This window comes from Cellulomonas sp. Leaf395, assembly GCF_001424125.1.
Lineage (GTDB): Bacteria > Actinomycetota > Actinomycetes > Actinomycetales > Cellulomonadaceae > Cellulomonas.
The window spans coordinates 222,450-239,346 of the sequence record NZ_LMQI01000002.1; the positions used below are offsets into that span (position 1 = coordinate 222,450).

The 16,897-nt window shown below is 72.0% G+C and carries 15 protein-coding genes; 3 read left to right on the forward strand and 12 right to left on the reverse strand.

The genetic code is table 11. The annotated features are described in order from the left end of the window. Positions 1 to 22 precede the first annotated feature (22 nt). Positions 23 to 700, forward strand: coding sequence for an HAD hydrolase-like protein (locus ASG23_RS05300; protein ID WP_082515852.1), 678 nt, complete (start codon positions 23 to 25; stop codon positions 698 to 700). Positions 701 to 751: 51 nt separating this feature from the next. Beyond that, a complete protein-coding gene (locus ASG23_RS05305) occupies positions 752 to 1,507 on the forward strand; it encodes a MerR family transcriptional regulator (RefSeq protein ID WP_056021315.1) in 756 nt (251 codons plus the stop codon). Positions 1,508 to 1,561: 54 nt separating this feature from the next. Here the strand turns inward: ASG23_RS05305 and ASG23_RS05310 are convergent, their stop codons facing one another. The 11 genes from ASG23_RS05310 to ASG23_RS05360 all read right to left on the reverse strand — a co-directional run bounded on the left by ASG23_RS05310 (position 1,562) and on the right by ASG23_RS05360 (position 14,599). Continuing rightward, a complete protein-coding gene (locus tag ASG23_RS05310) occupies positions 1,562 to 3,403 on the reverse strand; it encodes an ABC transporter ATP-binding protein (protein WP_157465530.1) in 1,842 nt (613 codons plus the stop codon). After that, positions 3,400 to 5,226: an ABC transporter ATP-binding protein gene (locus ASG23_RS05315; RefSeq protein ID WP_056021318.1), complete on the reverse strand. Its 1,827-nt coding sequence runs from the start codon at positions 5,224 to 5,226 to the stop codon at positions 3,400 to 3,402. The genes ASG23_RS05310 and ASG23_RS05315 overlap by 4 nt, the downstream gene beginning before the upstream one ends. 106 nt (positions 5,227 to 5,332) lie before the next feature. After that, positions 5,333 to 6,097 (reverse strand): SDR family oxidoreductase, encoded by a 765-nt coding sequence (locus ASG23_RS05320; RefSeq protein WP_056022606.1) that lies wholly within the window; start codon positions 6,095 to 6,097, stop codon positions 5,333 to 5,335. Positions 6,098 to 6,181: 84 nt separating this feature from the next. Further along, on the reverse strand, positions 6,182 to 7,486 hold the full coding sequence (locus tag ASG23_RS05325; RefSeq protein ID WP_056021322.1) for an aspartate aminotransferase family protein: 1,305 nt from the start codon (positions 7,484 to 7,486) through the stop codon (positions 6,182 to 6,184). A gap of 65 nt (positions 7,487 to 7,551) precedes the next feature. Beyond that, a complete protein-coding gene (locus ASG23_RS05330) occupies positions 7,552 to 8,718 on the reverse strand; it encodes an ABC transporter substrate-binding protein (RefSeq protein ID WP_056021325.1) in 1,167 nt (388 codons plus the stop codon). Positions 8,719 to 8,785: 67 nt separating this feature from the next. Continuing rightward, positions 8,786 to 9,547: an ABC transporter permease gene (locus ASG23_RS05335; protein WP_056021329.1), complete on the reverse strand. Its 762-nt coding sequence runs from the start codon at positions 9,545 to 9,547 to the stop codon at positions 8,786 to 8,788. Next, positions 9,544 to 10,338, reverse strand: coding sequence for an ABC transporter ATP-binding protein (locus tag ASG23_RS05340; protein ID WP_056021332.1), 795 nt, complete (start codon positions 10,336 to 10,338; stop codon positions 9,544 to 9,546). Before ASG23_RS05340 ends, ASG23_RS05335 begins: the two co-directional genes overlap by 4 nt. Beyond that, a complete protein-coding gene (locus tag ASG23_RS05345; protein WP_056021335.1) occupies positions 10,335 to 11,270 on the reverse strand; it encodes an ABC transporter permease in 936 nt (311 codons plus the stop codon). Before ASG23_RS05345 ends, ASG23_RS05340 begins: the two co-directional genes overlap by 4 nt. After that, on the reverse strand, positions 11,267 to 12,295 hold the full coding sequence (locus ASG23_RS05350) for a TIGR03842 family LLM class F420-dependent oxidoreductase (RefSeq protein ID WP_056021338.1): 1,029 nt from the start codon (positions 12,293 to 12,295) through the stop codon (positions 11,267 to 11,269). Before ASG23_RS05350 ends, ASG23_RS05345 begins: the two co-directional genes overlap by 4 nt. An 11-nt stretch (positions 12,296 to 12,306) precedes the next feature. Next, complete coding sequence (gene hydA, locus ASG23_RS05355; protein WP_056021341.1) at positions 12,307 to 13,725, reverse strand: dihydropyrimidinase; 1,419 nt, start codon at positions 13,723 to 13,725, stop codon at positions 12,307 to 12,309. A gap of 25 nt (positions 13,726 to 13,750) precedes the next feature. After that, the gene (locus tag ASG23_RS05360) at positions 13,751 to 14,599 is read right to left on the reverse strand and encodes a nitrilase-related carbon-nitrogen hydrolase (protein WP_056021343.1); all 849 of its coding nucleotides are present in this window, start codon (positions 14,597 to 14,599) and stop codon (positions 13,751 to 13,753) included. Positions 14,600 to 14,824: 225 nt separating this feature from the next. On the opposite strand from ASG23_RS05360, the gene ASG23_RS05365 reads away from it, so the two are divergent. After that, entirely contained in the window at positions 14,825 to 16,210 is a 1,386-nt protein-coding gene (locus ASG23_RS05365) for an aminotransferase-like domain-containing protein (RefSeq protein ID WP_056021345.1), read from the forward strand. Positions 16,211 to 16,268: 58 nt separating this feature from the next. Here the strand turns inward: ASG23_RS05365 and ASG23_RS05370 are convergent, their stop codons facing one another. Continuing rightward, positions 16,269 to 16,745 carry a DUF6223 family protein gene (locus tag ASG23_RS05370; protein ID WP_056021347.1) on the reverse strand — a complete coding sequence of 159 codons (477 nt, stop codon included), beginning with the start codon at positions 16,743 to 16,745 and terminating at the stop codon, positions 16,269 to 16,271. Positions 16,746 to 16,897 lie beyond the last annotated feature (152 nt).

Consider the following 16,897-nt stretch of genomic DNA (forward strand, 5'->3'; position numbering starts at 1 on the left):
GGTGATGGGAGAGGATCGGGGCGTGACCTCACCCCTCGTCCTCCTCGACCTCGACGGCACGCTCATCGACTCCTACCCCGGCATCACGGGCTCCATGACCGTCGCGTTCCGCCGGTGCGGCCTGCCCGTCCCGACACCCGCGGAGCTCCGCACGTTCGTCGGGCCGCCGATCGGTGTCAGCCTGCGCGCGCACGGCGTCCCCGCCGACCGCATCGAGGAGGTCGTCCGGGCGTACCGCGAGGACTTCGCGGCGACAGGGATGCACGACGCGACGGTCTTCGACGGCGTCCCCGAGCTGCTCGCCGACCTGCGGGCCGCGGGGTGCCGGCTGGCCGTGGCGACGTCGAAGCCGGAGGTGTTCGCCGTGCCGATCTGCGCGGACCACGGGCTCGCCCCGCTCCTAGACGGGGTGTTCGGCGCCTCCCTCGACGAGTCCGACACCAAGGCGGACGTGATCGCTCGGGCGCTGGCCGCCGAGTCGCAGCCGGCGTCGCCCGAGGGCACGGTCATGGTCGGGGACCGCGAGCACGACGTGCACGGCGCCCGCGAGAACGGCCTCGACTGCGTAGGGGTGACCTGGGGGTACGCCGCGCCCGGCGAGCTCGCGGCCGCCGGCGCGGTCGTCGTGGTCGACACGGTGGACGAGCTGCGGCGCACGGTTCTCGCGCGCCTCGACCGGTTGGTCACGCCGAGGGCTTGACCTTGACGCGGCGTCAACTCCTACCGTGGATCTGACACGAGAGGAGGGCGCATGGAGGCTTCGATCCAGGAGGTGGCCCGCCTGACGGGCACCACCAGCCGCACGCTGCGGCACTACGACGCGATCGGGCTGCTCGAGCCGAGCCGCGTCGGGGACAACGGATACCGCTGGTACGACGACCGCGCCCTGGTGCGGCTGCAGCGGATCCTGCTGCTGCGCGGGCTCGGGCTCGGGCTGCCGGACATCCGGCGCGTGCTCGACCGCGAGCAGGACGAGACCGCAGCCCTGCGTCACCACCTCGACTGGCTGCGCAGCGAGCAGCGACGACTGGAGCGGCAGGCCGCCTCGGTCGAACGAACCATCACCGCACGGGAGAACGGAGGGCCACTCGTGGCCGAGGACATGTTCGACGGGTTCGACCACACCCAGTACAAGGACGAGGTCGAGCAGCGCTGGGGCAAGGACGCGTACGCGTCGTCCGACAGCTGGTGGCGTGGGATGAGCGACGACGAGCGCGCCGCGTGGAAGGCGACGACGGCGCGGCTCGCCACGGAGTGGGGCGAGGCGGCTGCGGCCGGCACCGACCCCGTCTCCGACGAGGCGCAGGAGCTCGCGGGGCGACACGTCGCGTGGCTCAGCGGGATCCCGGGGACGCCCGGCCACGGCGCCGCTCCGGTCAAGGAGTACGTGCTGGGACTTGCGGACATGTACGTCGCCGACGAGCGGTTCGCAGCGAACTACGGCGGCGTCGTCGGCGCGGCGTTCGTCCGGGACGCTCTGCACGAGTACGCCGCCCGGCACCTGTAGGGGCTGTGGGGAGGCCCGTCGTCCTGACGGGCCTCCCCACGGGGGCGAGGCGGACTACGGCGTGCGTCGTAGTGAGCGCTGCCAGTCGGCGTGCAGGTCCGCGAACCGCCCGCCGGCCGCCACCAGGGCGACGGGCGAGCCGTCCTCGACGATCCGCCCGCCCTCGATCACCAGCACCCGGTCCGACCCCATGACCGTGGAGAGCCGGTGCGCGATGACGACCGACGTGCGGTCCGCGAGCAGCGTCTGCAGGCCGAGCTGCACGAGCGCCTCCCCCGGCACGTCCAGCGAGCTGGTCGCCTCGTCGAGGATGAGCAGCGCCGGGTCCGCCAGGAACGCGCGCGCGAACGACACCAGCTGGCGCTGTCCGGCCGACAGCCGCACGCCGCGCTTGTCGGCCTCGGTGTCGTACCCGTCGGGCATCGCCGCGATGAGGTCGTGCACGCCGACCGCGCGCGCGGCCGCCTCGATCTCCTCAGGCGTGGCCTCGGGCTTGCCCAGCGCGATGTTGGCCCCGAGGGAGCCCGAGAACAGGTACGCCTCCTGGGTCACCATCACGACGGCCCGGCGCAGGTCGACGGGGTCGATCTCGCGCAGGTCGATCCCGTCGAGGCGGACCACGCCCTCACGGACGTCGTAGAACCGGGCGAGCAGCTTCGCGATCGTCGACTTGCCCGCCCCCGTCTCGCCGACGAGGGCGATCGACTGGCCCGCCGGGATGTGCAGGTCGACGTGCGGCAGGACCGTCGGCCCGGTGCCGTACCCGAACTCGACGTCCTCGAACCGGACGTCCCCGCGAGCGTCCGCGAGCCGCTGCGGCTGCGCGGGCTCGGGCACCGTGGGCTCCTCGGCGAGCAACGACGCGAGCTTCTCGAGGGCCGCCGTCGCCGACTGGAACGAGTTGTAGAACATGCCGATCTGCGCGAGCGGGTTGAAGAACCGCCGCGCGTACAGCACGGCAGCGACCAGCACCCCGACCTCGATGCCGCCGTCCAGGGCGCGCAGGCCACCGACCAGCAGCACGGCCGCGACCGTGACATTCCCGATCAGGGTCAACCCCGTGTCGAAGACGCCGTTGAGCCGGATCGAGGTGGCGTTGGTGTCGCGGTAGCTCTCGGCCAGCTCGCCGTAGACGCCGCGCACCTGAGGCTCCCGGCGGAACGCCTGCACCGCGCGGATACCGGTCATGGTCTCGACGAACCGCACGATGAGCCGCGCCGCCGCCGTCCGCTGCTTGCGGTACTGGACCTGCGAGCGGACTTGGAACCAGCGCGTGAGGACGATCCCGGGGACGACCGCGATGAGCAGCACCAGGCCGCTGCGCCAGTCGAGGATCACGAGCGAGACCGCCGTGAACACCATCGCCAGCACGCCCGACGCGAGCGTGGTGACGCCGCCGTCGAGGAGCTCGCGCAGCGCGTCGACGTCGGAGGTCTGCCGGGAGATGATCCGGCCGGACGTGTACTTCTCGTGGAACTCCAGGCTGAGCCGCTGCGTGTGCCGGAACACCCGGCGACGCAGGTCGAGCAGCATCGTCTGGCTCACCCGCGCAGACGTCCTGACGGTCGCGGCGGTCAGCAGCCCGCCGAGGACCGCCAGTGCGAGGTAGGTGCCGGTCGCCAGCGTGATCGGCCGGGCGTCGCCGTCCGTCAGGGCCGGGAGCGCCTGGTCGATGCCGTAGGCGACGAGGGCGGGCCCGGCGACGGCCGCCAGCTGCGCACCGACCACCAGGGCTGCAGTCCACCACACCGCACCGGAGACCGGCCGCAGCAACGAGCTGAGCAGTGCGAGCGACCGTCGTCGGATGCGTCGCGACTCGGCCGTTCCGGCCTCGTCCTCGACACCCTCGGCGGTCACGGAGGTCCCGGCGCTCGTCGTGCTCGGCGTGGCGCTCACGGTCGCACCTGCGCGAGCTCGTCGGTCTGCGCGTCGTCGATGCCGTCCCCGTCCGCGTCGTCCAGCGCCGAGAGCGCCGTGAGCACGTACCGGTAGTGCGGATGGGTGGACAGCAGGTCGGCGTGCCGGCCGACGCCCGTGATCCGGCCGTCCTCGAGCACCGCCACCCGGTCGGCCAGTGCGACCGTGGACGGCCGGTGCGCGACGACCAGCGTGGTGGTGCCGGTGAGCATCTCGCGCAGGCGGCCGGTGACCGCAGCCTCCGTGGTGACGTCGAGCGCCGAGAGGGGGTCGTCGAGCAGCAGCACGCGCGGGCGGACTGCGATGGCACGGGCCAGGGCGACGCGCTGCCGCTGACCGCCGGACAGGCTCAGCCCTTCCTCGCCGATCACGGTGTCGAGCCCGTCGGGCAACCCGTAGGCGAATCCCGCGCGGGCGACGTCGAGCGCTTCGGCGACGAGGTCGTCGGCCGCCTGCCCGGTCAGGTCCGTGCCCAGCAGCACGTTCTCCCGCACCGATGCCGAGAACAGGATGGGGTCCTCGAACGCGATCGACACGGCTGCCCGCAGGTCGGCTCGGCTGAGCTCGCGCACGTTCACGCCGTCGATCCGGACGCTGCCCGCGGTGACGTCGTAGAGCCGTGGCACCAGCTGGAGCAGCGTCGTCTTGCCGCTGCCCGTGAGGCCGACGAGCGCCATGGTCTCCCCGGGCTCCAGCACCAGGTCGACCCCCGCGAGGATGTCCGGTCCGCCCCCGCGATCACCGCCGGCGATGGCGGTGCGCGGGTGCGCGAAGTGGACGCCGGACAGCTCCACCCGCGAGCCGGCCGGGTCCGCCGCGGGCAGCGCGACCGGCTCGGAGGGGTCCCGCACGGCCGATCCGGTGTCCATGACCTGCAGGTACCGGTCGGTCGCAGCCTTCGCGTCGAGCGTCATCGCGAGGAGCATGCCGAGGCGCTCCACCGGGTTGTTGACCACGGCCGCGGTGGCGAAGAACGCGACCAGCGCGCCGACGCTGAGCTCCCCGCGCGAGGTCAGGACGACCCCGAGGCCGAGCGACACCGCGAGGATCGACTCCGGGATCGCGCCGAGCGCGAACGAGACGCGCGACAGCGTCTTCGCCTTGTGCACCTCAACGGTGCGCAGCGCGTCGGCCTGGCGGGCAAAGTCGTCGAGCGCGTCGTCGCCCCGGCCGAACGCCTTGAGCACGCGGATGCCGTGCACCGACTCCTCGACCGTGGTGGCCAGGTCCCCCGCCTGGTCCCGGGCTCGGCGGGCGGCGAGCTTGTAGTTCTCGCGGAACCGGAAGCCCAGCCAGAGCATGGGCACCGCGCCGACGAGGTAGACGAGCCCGAGCACCCAGCTGGTCGCGATCATCAGGCCGATGCCGACGATCACGGTCGTGGCGCTGACCAGCAGCATCACCAGACCGAAGACGGTCCAGCGCCGGATGGTGCCGAGGTCGGACATGATCCGCGACAGCAGCTGACCACCTGACCAGCGGTCGTGGAACTCCACCGGCAGGTCGAGCAGGTGCTGGAACAGGTCCGTGCGCATGTCGCGCTCGACGGTGGTGCCGGGCGTGAGGATCAGGGCGCGTCGGCACCAGACCAGGAACGCCTCGAGCACGCCGAGACCGAGGACGAGAAGCGCGCCGAGGACCACCCCCCGCTGCGAGCCCTCCGACAGCAGCGGACCGTTGACGATCACGCGCAGGACCTGCGGGACCGCGAGCGCGAGCAGGCTCGCCCCGAGCGCGGTCAGCCCGCCGAGCGCGATCCGCGGGAGGGCAGGTCGAGCCCACCGCCGGAGGCGCAGGAGCACCCGGGTGGTGGACTCCGGGGAGGTGGGCCGTGCAGCTGGACGTGCGGGTGGAGCAGAAGGCACTCCTCCACCCTACGTACGGCCACTGACAGTTGCCCCGCCGATCTCAGACTCCGGCGCGGACCACCCGGTTGTTGCTGGCCTGCGCTCGCGGGCGGACCACCAGCAGGTCGACGTTGACGTGCGCCGGCCGGCCGAGCGACCACGCGATGGCGTCGGCGATGTCGTCCGCGACGAGCGGCTCGTACCCCGCGTACACGGCGGCGGCGCGCTCGCTGTCGCCGTCGAAGCGGACCATCGAGAACTCCTCGGTGGCCACGGCGCCCGGCGCGATCTCGATGATGCGGATCGGCTCGCCGAGGATCTCCCAGCGCAGCGTCGTCGCGAGCATCCGCTCCGCGTGCTTGGCCCCGACGTACCCCGCGCCACCCTCGTAGGTGCCGTGCGCGGCCGTCGAGGTCACCACGACGATGTCGCCGCCGTCGTCCTCGCGCAGCTGCGGGAGCAGCGCCTGCGTCACGCGCAGCGTGCCGAGGACGTTGAGCTCGTACATCTGACGCCAGTGGTCCAGGTCCGCGGACTCGACCGGGTCCAGCCCGAAGGCGCCGCCGGCGTTGTTGACCAGCGCGTCGAGCGGACCGCCGTCGGCCACCTGCGCCGCGAGCCGCGCGACGTCGGCATCGTCGGTGACGTCGGCGACGATCGTGCTCGCGCCGGTCTCGTCGGCCAGCGCCTCCAGACGGTCCGCACGGCGGGCCGTCGCGACGACGTCCCAGCCCTCCGCGCGAAGACGGCGAACGGTGGCCGCGCCGATCCCGGAGGAGGCGCCGGTGACGAGGGCGCGACGGGGTCGGTCGAGGGCGGTGCTCATGGGGGTCTCCCGGTGGTGGGTGGGTGGAGGCGCGGGCATGCCGACCGTCGTCGGCACGGCAGGACGGTGGGGACGGGCAGCAGGCTAAGCGACCTCGGCGAGGACCTCGCTCAGGAGACCGAGGCCGGTCGCGGCCTCGTCCGACGTGACCACGCAGGGCGGCACGACGTGCACCCGGTTGTCGGCGAGGAACGGGAGCAGCCCGCGGGCCAGCGCGCCGGCCTTGATGCGGCCCATGAGCGCGGCGTCGACGGGCTCGCGGGTGGCCTGGTCCGTGACCAGCTCCACGGCCCAGAACACGCCGAGCCCGCGGACCTCGCCGACCAGCGGGTTGGTCGCGGCCAGCTCCGCCAACCCCGGACCGAGCACGTCGCGGCCGATCGCGGCGGCGTTCTCGACGATCCCCTCGTCGGCCATGGCGTCGAGCGCGGCGACGATCGACCCCATCGCCAGCGGGTGGCCCGAGTAGGTCAGCCCACCGGGGAACACCCGGTCGTCGAAGGTCTTCGCGATCGGTTCGCTGAGGATGACCCCGCCCGCGGGGACGTAGCCGGAGTTGACCCCCTTGGCGAAGGTGATCAGGTCCGGGACCACGTCGAACGAGTCGAACGCGAACCACTTCCCCGTGCGGCCGAACCCGGCCATGACCTCGTCGAGGATGAGCAGGATGCCGTACCTGTCGGCGATCGCGCGCACGCCGGCCAGGTAGCCGGGCGGTGGGACGAGCACGCCGGCCGTGCCCGGGATGGTCTCCAGCAGGATCGCCGCGACCGACGCCGGACCTTCCGCCTGGATCACGCGCTCGAGGTGGTGCAGCGCGCGCTCGGACTCCTGCTCCGGCGTGGTCGCCCAGAACTCCGAGCGGTACAGGTAGGGGCCGAAGTGGTGCACGTGCGCGCGGGCGTACTCGTTGGGCACGCGCCGCCAGTCCCCCGTCGCCACCACCGCCGCGCCGGTGTTGCCGTGGTACGAGCGGTACGCCGACACCACCTTGTCCCGACCGGTGTGCAGGCGGGCCATCCGGATCGCGTTCTCGTTGGCGTCGGCCCCGCCGTTGGTGAAGAACACGCTGGTGAAACCGTCGGGGGCGTGGCTCAGCACCTTCTCGGCAGCGCGGCCGCGGGTGAGGTTCGCCGTCGCGGGCGCGACCGTCGTGAGCGTCGCGGCCTGCTCCTGGATCGCGGCCACGACGCGAGGGTGCTGGTGCCCGATGTTGGTGTTGACCAGCTGGCTGGAGAAGTCCAGGTACCGCCGACCCGCGTGGTCCCACACGGTCGAACCCAGCCCGCCGGCGATGACCAGCGGGCTCAGGTGCGCCTGCGCCGACCAGGAGTGGAAGACGTGGTCGCGGTCGAGACGCAGCGCGGTGGCGTCGTCGTCGGTGGTCATGGTGCATCTCCTTCTGGTGCGGGCCGCGCGCGGGCGCCGATCTTGACGCCCGCGCGCGGACGTGCTCAGTTGCCGCCGGCCTCGAGTGTGACCTCGATCGGCTCGAAGCCCTCGCCCGACACGTCGACACCCTCGTCCTCGAGCTCGGCCAGGGCCTTCTCGACGTACTCGTTCGTGTACGCGTCGGCGTCGGGCTCAGCCGTGATCACGGTCGCGCCCTGGTCGTTCTTCGTTTCCAGCGCGACCTCGACCGTCTGGTCCCAGGCAGCCTCGTCGATCATGCCGATGCCGTCCGGCGACGGCCAGATCAGCTTGTTGATCTCGTTGGTCTGCCACAGCTGGTGGCTGTTGCCCAGCTGCGACCCCTGGGCCACGACGATGTCCCGCGCCGCCTCCGGGTTGTCCCGCGCGTAGATCCAGCCCTTGAGGCTCGCCTTGATGAACTTCACGGTCGTGTCCTGGTACGCCTCGTCGTCCGCGAGCTTCTCCGAGTTCGCCCAGATGGCGTCCTGGAGCATCGCGGTGCCCTCGTCGTTCCAGTCGACGGCCGTGAAGTCGTCGGCCGTGTACAGCTCGCCCGTGTCGGGGTTCTCCGCCTCGAGCAGCTGGGCGTACTCGTTGTACGTCATCGCCTGTGCGGCGTCGATGTCGCCCGCCAGGAACGCGTTCATGTCGAACTGCTGCTGGACCAGCGTGACGTCGGTCGCCGGGTCGAGGCCGGCCTTCGTCATGCCGGCGAACAGCTCGAACTCGTTGCCGTAGCCCCAGTTGCCGACCGTCTTGCCCTCGAGGTCGGCGGCGGACGAGATGCCCTTGTCCGCGAACGCGACCTGCAGCGTCCCCGACGTCTGGAAGATCTGCGCGACGTCGGTGATCCCGGCGCCCTGCTCCCTCGACGCCAGCGCCTTGGGCACCCACGCGATCGCGTAGTCGACGGACCCGTCGGCCAGGACCGACTGCGGGACGATGTCGGTGCCGCCCTCGACGATCTCGACGTCGAGGCCCTCCTCCTCGTAGTAGCCCTGGTCGACCGCCGCGTAGTAGCCGGCGAACTGTGCCTGGGTGAACCACTGGAGCTGGAGCTTGACGGGGGTCAGCTCGCCGTCGGCAGCGTCGCTCGCCGCGGGCTCGTCGGAACCGCCGTCGTCGTCGGAGCTGCATCCGGACAGGACGAGCGCGGCGGCGACGCCGACCGCGGCCGCGCCCCACGCAGTACGCCTGGTGAGTCTCATCGTTCTCCCTCTCGTTGGCTGTCTGTGCGGAATCGGCCGGCCCGGCGTCGCTGACAGGCGGACGTCTCTAGCCCCCGTGGCGCCTCGCCACCGCGCGCTCCAGGGCGAGCGTGGCGAGGTAGAACACGAGACCCAGCAGGATGGCGCCGAGCACGAACGCCCACGCCCGGGCGTAGGCGCTGTTGGACGCCGCCGACGTGATGCGCGACCCGAGCCCGTTCTGCAGCCCGCCGAAGTACTCCGCGACGATCGCCGCGATGACAGCCGTCGACGACGCGATCCTCAGCCCCGTGAACAGGTACGGCAGCGCGCCGGGGATCGTCACCGTCCGCGTGATCTGGCGAGGGGTGGCCGCATACGCCGCGAGCAGGTCGCGGTGCACCGGCTGCACCTGGCGCAGCCCGCGGAGCATGTTGACGAACACCGGCGCGAAGACGACGACCGCCACGACGAGCCGTCGCGGGGTGGTCGAGGTGGTGCCGAACATCGTGTTCAGCGCGGGTGCGAGAGCGACGATCGGCATCACCGACAGGGCCGCGGCCGTCGGCGACAGGAGCGTGTCCGCCATCCGGCTGCGCGCCGCGACGATCGCGGCGCCGACGCCCACCAGGCTGCCGACCACGAGCCCGACCAGCACGTTCATCCCCGTGGCGAGCGCCGCGGACCACACGAGCGGCAGGACGAGGACGAGCTGCTCGACGATCGCCGTCGGGCTGGGCAGCAGGTACGGCTTGATCCCCGCGCCGACGACGACCGCCTGCCAGAGGACGAGCGCGACCACGCCCAGCAGGACCGGCGCGACCCAGCGGCGCACCGCGACGCCGCTCATCGCAGGTCCACACCGCGAGCGGTGACCGGCGTGCCGTGCAGCGCCTCGCGGACGGCGGTGACCGCGGCGAAGAAGGACGCGTCCTCCCGAAGCCCTTCCCCACGCTCGTCGCCGAGCGTGATCGGCACGACCGCGCTGATCCGCCCCGGTCGGGGTGACATCACGACCACCCGCTGGGACAGGAACACGGCCTCGGGGATCGAGTGCGTGACGAACACGACCGCCGCCCCGCTCTCCGCGCAGATCCGCACGAGCTCGGTCTGCATGCGCTCCCGCGTCATCTCGTCGAGCGCGCCGAACGGCTCGTCCATGAGCAGCATGCTGGGCCGCTCCGCGAGCGACCGGGCGATCGCGACGCGCTGCTGCATGCCGCCGGACAGCTGGTGCGGGAAGTGCCCGGCGAACTCGTCGAGCCCCACCAGCGACAGCAGCTCGGCCGCGCGCACGGCGCGCTCGCCCTTGCCGACGCCGTGCAGCTCCAGCGGCAGCTCCACGTTCGCGGTCACCGTCCGCCACGGCAGCAGTCCGGCCTGCTGGAACGCGATGCCGTAGTCCTGTGCCTCGCGGGCCTGCCGAGGCGTCTTGCCGAACACCGTGAGCTCGCCGGTCGTGGGTGTGTCGAGGTCGGCGATCAGACGCAGCAGCGTCGACTTCCCGCAGCCGGACGGGCCGATGAGGGAGACGAACTCCCCGGCGGCGACGGTGAGGTCGATGCCGTCCAGGGCGATCACCTCTCCGGAGCGTGACGAGAAGACCTTCCCGACGCCCCGGGCTTCGACGGCGTTCGTCATCTGACCTCCGCATACCGGTAGCGGCCCAGGCCGAGCCCGAGCAGGGACACGAGAGCAGCCGCCAGCAGACCCAGCATCGCGGCGGCGATGATCGCCGCCCACGGCTTGGCCGGGTCGCCGCTGGCGGACTGGGCATAGCCGATGATCAGCCGCCCGATGCCGCCCTTCGTGCCCGTCGACACCTCCGCGACGATCGCGCCGACCACCGCCGTCGCCGCCCCGAGCCGCAGCGCCGGCAGGAGGTACGGCACGCTCGCCGGCAGCCGCAGCGACAGCATGGTGCGGGTCCAGCTGGCGGCCTGCGCGCGGAACAGCTCGACCTGCGCGGCGGGCGGCGACTGGAAGCCCCGCAGGGCACCGATGGTCACCGGGAAGAACGCGAGATAGCTCGCGATGAGCGCGACCGACATCCACCGCTGCCACTCGAACGTCCCGATGTGGATGCGCCCGCCCCAGCCGACGACCAGCGGCGCCAGCGCGATGAGCGGCACGGTCTGGCTCAGCACCACCCACGGCACCAGAGCCGACTCGGCCATCTGCCACCGCATCATGAGCGCGGCGAGCAGCAGTCCACCGATCGACCCGACCAGCCAGCCCGCGAGCGCGACCCGCAGCGTGAACCAGCAGGCCGAGAGCATCGCGCTCAGCACCGTCGGTGAGCCGGCGGCCGACGTCTCCGGCTGGAGCACCCGGTCGGCGACGTCCCACACGTGCGGCATCGCCAGGTCGTCGGTCCGCGGCAGCACGCTCGCCTCGCCGAGGTGCCCGCCCGCGTCGGGCACGACGACCTTGACCAGCTCCCACAGCGCGGCGAGCAGGAGGATCGCGAGGACGGCGACCAGGATCCGTCGGCCCACCGTCGACCGCTCGCGCGGGCGGACGGGCACCGGTGCGGTGCGCTCCGGCGCGAGCGTGGTGGCCAGATCGGTCATGCGGTGGCCACGACCGGGGTCGCCAGCGCGGGGATGACGTGCTCGCCGTAGACGCGCATCGTCTCCTCCTTGTTGTCGTGCTGGAGGTAGCCGGCGAACTGCGTGACGCCGAGGTCCCGCAGCGCCTCGAGCCGCTCGACGTGCTCCTGGGCGCTGCCGAGGATGCAGAACCGCTCCACGATCTCGTCCGGCACGAACGCCGCGTGGGTGTTCCCCGCGCGGCCGTGCTCGTTGTAGTCGTAGCCCTGGCGCCCGGCGATGTAGTCGGTGAGGGCCTTCGGCACGGACGAGTCGGCGCCGTAGCGGGCGACGATGTCCGCGACGTGGTTGCCGACCATGCCCCCGAACCATCGGCACTGCTCGCGCATGTGCGCTCTGCTGTCGGGCAAGTCCTCGCCGATGTACATGGGCGCGGCGATGCAGAACTGGATCGCGTCGGGGTCCCGGCCAGCCTGCTCGGCGGCGTCCCGGACCACCTTGATGGTCCAGGCGGCGATGTCCGGGTCCGCGAGCTGCAGGATGAACCCGTCGCCCACCTCACCGGTGAGCTTCAGCGCCAGAGGCCCGTACGCGGCGACCCAGATGTCGAGGGTCGACCCGCGCGACCAGGGAAAGTGCACCTTGGCGCCGTTCACCTCGACGGACCGGTCGTTGGCCAGCTCGCGGATGACGTGCACCGACTCGCGCAGCGTCGCCAGGTTGGACGGCCTCCCGTGCAGCGTCCGCACGGCGGAGTCGCCTCGACCGATGCCGCAGATGGTGCGGTTGCCGTACATCTCGTTGAGCGTGGCGAACAGCGACGCGATCACCGTCCAGTCCCGTGTCGCCGGGTTGGTCACCATGGGCCCGACCATCACCTTGCGGGTGGCGGCGAGGATCGCCGAGTAGATGACGAACGGCTCCTGCCAGAGCAGGTGCGAGTCGAACGTCCACACGTGGCTGAACCCGTGCGTCTCGGCCAGGCGCGCGAGCTCGACCGTGCGGGAGGCGGGCGGGTTCGTCTGCAGGACGACGCCGAAGTCCATGGGGTGCCCTTCTACAGCAGGTACTGGGACAGGCCGCGCGGCACGTACTTCCCGTGCCCCGCGCGCCCGCGGTAGCCGGTCTCGTCCACCACGACGGCCCCCCGTGAGAGGACGACGTCGACGTGCCCGTCGATCTCGTAGCCCTCCCACGCCGAGTGGTCCATGTTCATGTGGTGCGTCTTGCCCACCCCGATCGACGTGTGCCCGGCCGGGTCGTAGATGACGACGTCGGCGTCGGCCCCCGGCGCGATCACGCCCTTCTTCCCATACAGCCCGAACATCCGCGCCGGGGTGGTCGAGGTGAGCTCGACCCAGCGCTCCAGCGTGATCTGCCCGGTCACGACGCCCTGGTACATCAGGTCCATCCGGTGCTCGATGGAGCCGATCCCGTTCGGGATGGCCCGGAAGTCACCGACACCGAGGTCCTTCTGACCCTTCATGCAGAAGGGGCAGTGGTCGGTGGAGACCATCTGCAGGTCGTTCGTGCGCAGCGCCTGCCACATGTGCTCCTGGTGCCCCTCGGCCCGCGAGCGCAGCGGCGTGGAGCACACCCACTTGGCACCCTCGAAGCCGGGGGCTCCCAGCTGCTCCTCGAGGCTGAGGTACAGGTACTGCGGACATGTCTCCCCGAACACGTTCTTGCCGTTGTCCCGCGCCCACGCCAGCTGCGCGACAGCCTGCTTGGCGCTCACGTGCACCACGTACAGCGGGGCGTTGGTGACGTCGGCCAGCATGATCGCCCGGTGCGTGGCCTCCTCCTCCAGCTGCCAGGCGCGGGCGATGCCGTGGAAGTACGGGTCGGTCTTGCCCTGCGCGACGAGCTGCGCGGCCAGGACGTCGATCGCCGGACCGTTCTCCGCGTGCATCATCGTGAGGAGCCCGAGATCGGCGGCCTTCTGCATCGCCCGCAGGATCTGGGCGTCGTCCGAGTAGAAGACCCCCGGGTACGCCATGAACAGCTTGTAGCTGGTCACCCCCTCGGCGACCAGCCCTTCCATCGCCTTGAGGGAGTCCTCGTCCACGCCGCCGACGATCTGGTGGAAGCCGTAGTCGATCGCGCAGTTCCCGGCCGCCTTGTCGTGCCAGGCGCCGAGCCCGTCCATGACGCGCTCGCCCGTGCGCTGGACGGCGAAGTCGATGATCGTCGTCGTCCCGCCCCAGGCGGCGGCCCGGGTCCCGGTCTCGAACGTGTCGGACGCGTTGGTACCGCCGAATGGCAGCTCCATGTGCGTGTGGGCGTCGATGCCGCCCGGGATCACGTACTTCCCGCCTGCGTCGATGACCTGGTCGACGCTCGCTGCGAGGTCGTGGCCGAGCAGCGTCGAGCCCGGGCTGAGCACCGCGGCGATGGTCTCGCCGTCGATGAGCACGTCGGCGGTCGTCCGCCCGGTCGCGCTGACCAGGGTGCCGCCGGTGATGAGGGTCGTCATGGCTGGGCCTACCGTTCCGTCGAGATCAGGGAGCCACGATGGGGCCGTAGGCGTCCGGCCGCCGGTCCCGGAAGAACTGCCACCGTTCGCGCACGATGCGGATCTGGTCCAGGTCGAGGTCCCGGACGATCAGCTGGTTCTCGCTCGACGAGCCGACCTCGCCGACGTAGTTGCCGTCCGGTCCGACGGCGTACGACGAGCCGTAGAAGTTGACCGCCTCGTCGCCGTACTCGTTGTCCTCGAGCCCCACGCGGTTGTTGGCGACGACGAAGTAGCCGTTGGCCACCGCGGCGGCCGGCTGCTCGATCTCCCACAGCTTGTTCGAGATGCCGGGGGCCGTGGCGTTGGGGTTGAACACGATCTGCGCCCCGTTCAGGGCCAGCACCCGCCATCCCTCCGGGAAGTGCCGGTCGTAGCAGATGTTCACGCCGATCGTGCCGACGGCCGTCTCGAACACCGGGTACCCGAGGTTGCCGGGGCGGAAGTAGAACTTCTCCCAGAACTTGGGCAGGTTCGGGATGTGGTGCTTGCGGTACTTGCCGAGGTAGCTGCCGTCGGCGTCGATCACCGCAGCCGTGTTGTAGAGGACGCCGGGCTGCTCCTCCTCGTACACCGGGAGCACGATGACGATGCCGAGCTCCTTGGCCAGCGCCGCGAACCGCTCCGTCGTCGGCCCGGGGACCGACTCCGCGAAGTCGTAGTAGGCGGTGTCCTGCGTGATCCCGAAGTACGGGCCGTAGAACAGCTCCTGGAACGCGATGATCTGCGCGCCCTGCGAGGCGGCCTCACGGGTCCACGCTTCGTGGAGCGCGATCATCGACTCCTTGTCGCCCGTCCAGGTGGCCTGGGTGAACGCGACGCGTACGACGGTCATAGGGCTCCTCCGCATCTCTCAGCTCGACCGGCCTCGGAGCCCCGACGTGGCGCCGCAGTGCCCGTTCTTGGCACCGTAGCCTGGAATGTGACTGTCCGGGTTGAACATTTCTGCACCGTTACTGACGGGTACCTGGACGGGAACATCGGGGACGCCCACGTAAACATCTGCGCCGTCGCCCGCACGGTCCGCGCGCCCCCCGTCCGGGCGTGCATCCTGACCCGCATGGACCTCGCCTCCCACGTCGACGACCGCAGTCCTCGCGGTATCGCAGCGACTGTGGCGCGCCTGGTCCGCGGCGGTGACCTGCGACCCGGCGACCGGCTGCCGACGGTCCGCACCCTCGCCGCCGACCTCGGCGTCAGCCCCGCGACCGTGAGCGGCGCATGGCAGGCACTGTCGGCGGTGGGCATCGTGATCTCCCGCGGCAGGGCCGGGACCGTCGTGCTCCCCCCGCCCGCCAGCTGGCTCCCGCCCCGCTACCGCGACCTGGCCGGCGGTGCGCCCGCCCGCCTCGACCTGTCGACCGGCACCCCCGACCCCGAGCTGCTGCCCCTGATCGGTCCCGCCCTGTCCCGGGTCGCCCTCCAGCGGCCCGCCGCGGACACCGGCGCCTACGTCACCTCCCCCGTCGTGCCCGCCCTGGAGGTGCTGCTCCGCGACTCGTGGCCGTTCGCGCCGCAGCGCATCACGGTCGTCGACGGGGCCCTGGACGCCATCAGCCGCACCCTCGAGCGCGTCGCCGGCTACGGCTCACGCGTCGCCGTCGAGGACCCTGGGTTCCCACCCCTGTTCGACCTGCTCGACCAGCTGGGCCTCGTGCGCGTCCCCGTCACGCTCGACCGCCACGGCATGCGGCCCGATGCGCTCGAGCGGGCACTCGACGCCGGGGCGGGCGTCGTCGTCCTGCAACCGCGCGCCCACAACCCGACCGGCGTGAGCATGACGGCCACCCGCGCCCGCGACCTCGCCGCCGTCCTGCGCCGGCACGACGCCCTGGTCCTCGAGGACGACCACTCGGGCGAGATCGCGTCCGCCCGCGACGTCAGCCTGGGGTCGCTCCTGCCCGACCGGGTCGTGCACGTCCGCTCCTACTCCAAGTCCCACGGCCCCGACCTGCGCATCGCCGCCGTCGGCGGACCCGCCTCCGTGCTCGACGGACTGGTCGCCCGCCGCATGCTCGGCCCCGGCTGGACCAGCCGCCTGCTCCAGCACGTCCTGGTCGACCTCCTCACCGACAGCAGCGCCATCGAGGCGGTCGCCCACGCCCGCCGCGTCTACTACGCCCGCCGCCGAGCCCTGCGCGACGCGCTCGCCACCCACGGCGTCACGATCGACCCGGGCGACGGCATCAACGTCTGGCTCCCGGTCCACGACGAGCGCACCGCCCTGGTCCGCCTCGAGGCCGCCGGCATCCGCGTCGCGCCGGGCACCCCGTTCTCCGCGGACGGCGGCACGACCTCGTCGGGCGGGAGCACCGATCTCATGGGCGAGGACAGCGGGTCGCTTGCCGGCTCCACGCCCCGCGCCCACGTCCGTGTCACGGTCGGCCTCCTCGGCGCCGAGGTCGAGGACGTCGCCCGAGCCCTGGCCCTTGCCGCGGCACCCTGAGCGCGAGCTGGACCGGCTGAGCCTCGGGGATGGCGCTCCGCTGCCTGGAGGCCGTCGACTACTGATCGTCGACTGCGACGGACCGTCGGGCCCCGACGCTGCGCGACGGAGCAGGAGAAGTGCGCCGGGACCGTGCCAGACCGATCCCACCGAGGACGACGGCGAGCACCCCGAGCACCGTGGCCACGATGGCTCCGCCGAGCCCGTTCCCCGTGCCCAGGCCCCCGTCGGCGGAGACGGCGAACACCACGCCGAGCGCTGCGCCGACCAGCCCTAGCACCAGTGCCCAGAGGGCTCCGGACCGGCCCGCCCTGCGCGTGAGAGCGAGCACGCCCAGGACCGCGCCGACCAGCGCAAGGACGGCGACGACGGTGGGACCGATACGCCCGGAGGTCAAGCCGTACGTCGTGCCGCCGGCTGCCTGGACGTGGCCGTTCGCGGCCGCCGGTGCGGCGAGAGCGTAGGTGGCGACGACGACTGGTCCGGCTGCGGCAAGCACCCGCCGGACCGACGTCAGTGCTGGTGGTGTTCGCATGGTCGCTCTCCTTGGTCGTCGGATGTCATCTGAAGCCTCTCGCCGGTCGGTCTGCTGGTCGTCCCCCTGACGCGGACACTGTGGGCTGCCACGGACGTCGCAGGAGCTGTGCGTGGTACCGCGTCCGCGGTAGGTGTTCTCGTCCCCGGGCG

What these genes read in the sequence shown, in the direction of transcription:
- ASG23_RS05305 (WP_056021315.1), top strand. Translation starts at nt 752, where the DNA reads ATGGAGGCTTCGATCCAGGAGGTGGCCCGCCTGACGGGCACCACCAGC.
- ASG23_RS05320 (WP_056022606.1), bottom strand. Translation starts at nt 6,097, where the DNA reads ATGAGCACCGCCCTCGACCGACCCCGTCGCGCCCTCGTCACCGGCGCC.
- ASG23_RS05325 (WP_056021322.1), bottom strand. Translation starts at nt 7,486, where the DNA reads ATGACCACCGACGACGACGCCACCGCGCTGCGTCTCGACCGCGACCAC.
- ASG23_RS05330 (WP_056021325.1), bottom strand. Translation starts at nt 8,718, where the DNA reads ATGAGACTCACCAGGCGTACTGCGTGGGGCGCGGCCGCGGTCGGCGTC.
- ASG23_RS05335 (WP_056021329.1), bottom strand. Translation starts at nt 9,547, where the DNA reads ATGAGCGGCGTCGCGGTGCGCCGCTGGGTCGCGCCGGTCCTGCTGGGC.
- ASG23_RS05340 (WP_056021332.1), bottom strand. Translation starts at nt 10,338, where the DNA reads ATGACGAACGCCGTCGAAGCCCGGGGCGTCGGGAAGGTCTTCTCGTCA.
- ASG23_RS05345 (WP_056021335.1), bottom strand. Translation starts at nt 11,270, where the DNA reads ATGACCGATCTGGCCACCACGCTCGCGCCGGAGCGCACCGCACCGGTG.
- ASG23_RS05350 (WP_056021338.1), bottom strand. Translation starts at nt 12,295, where the DNA reads ATGGACTTCGGCGTCGTCCTGCAGACGAACCCGCCCGCCTCCCGCACG.
- hydA (WP_056021341.1), bottom strand. Translation starts at nt 13,725, where the DNA reads ATGACGACCCTCATCACCGGCGGCACCCTGGTCAGCGCGACCGGGCGG.
- ASG23_RS05360 (WP_056021343.1), bottom strand. Translation starts at nt 14,599, where the DNA reads ATGACCGTCGTACGCGTCGCGTTCACCCAGGCCACCTGGACGGGCGAC.
- ASG23_RS05365 (WP_056021345.1), top strand. Translation starts at nt 14,825, where the DNA reads ATGGACCTCGCCTCCCACGTCGACGACCGCAGTCCTCGCGGTATCGCA.
- ASG23_RS05370 (WP_056021347.1), bottom strand. Translation starts at nt 16,745, where the DNA reads ATGCGAACACCACCAGCACTGACGTCGGTCCGGCGGGTGCTTGCCGCA.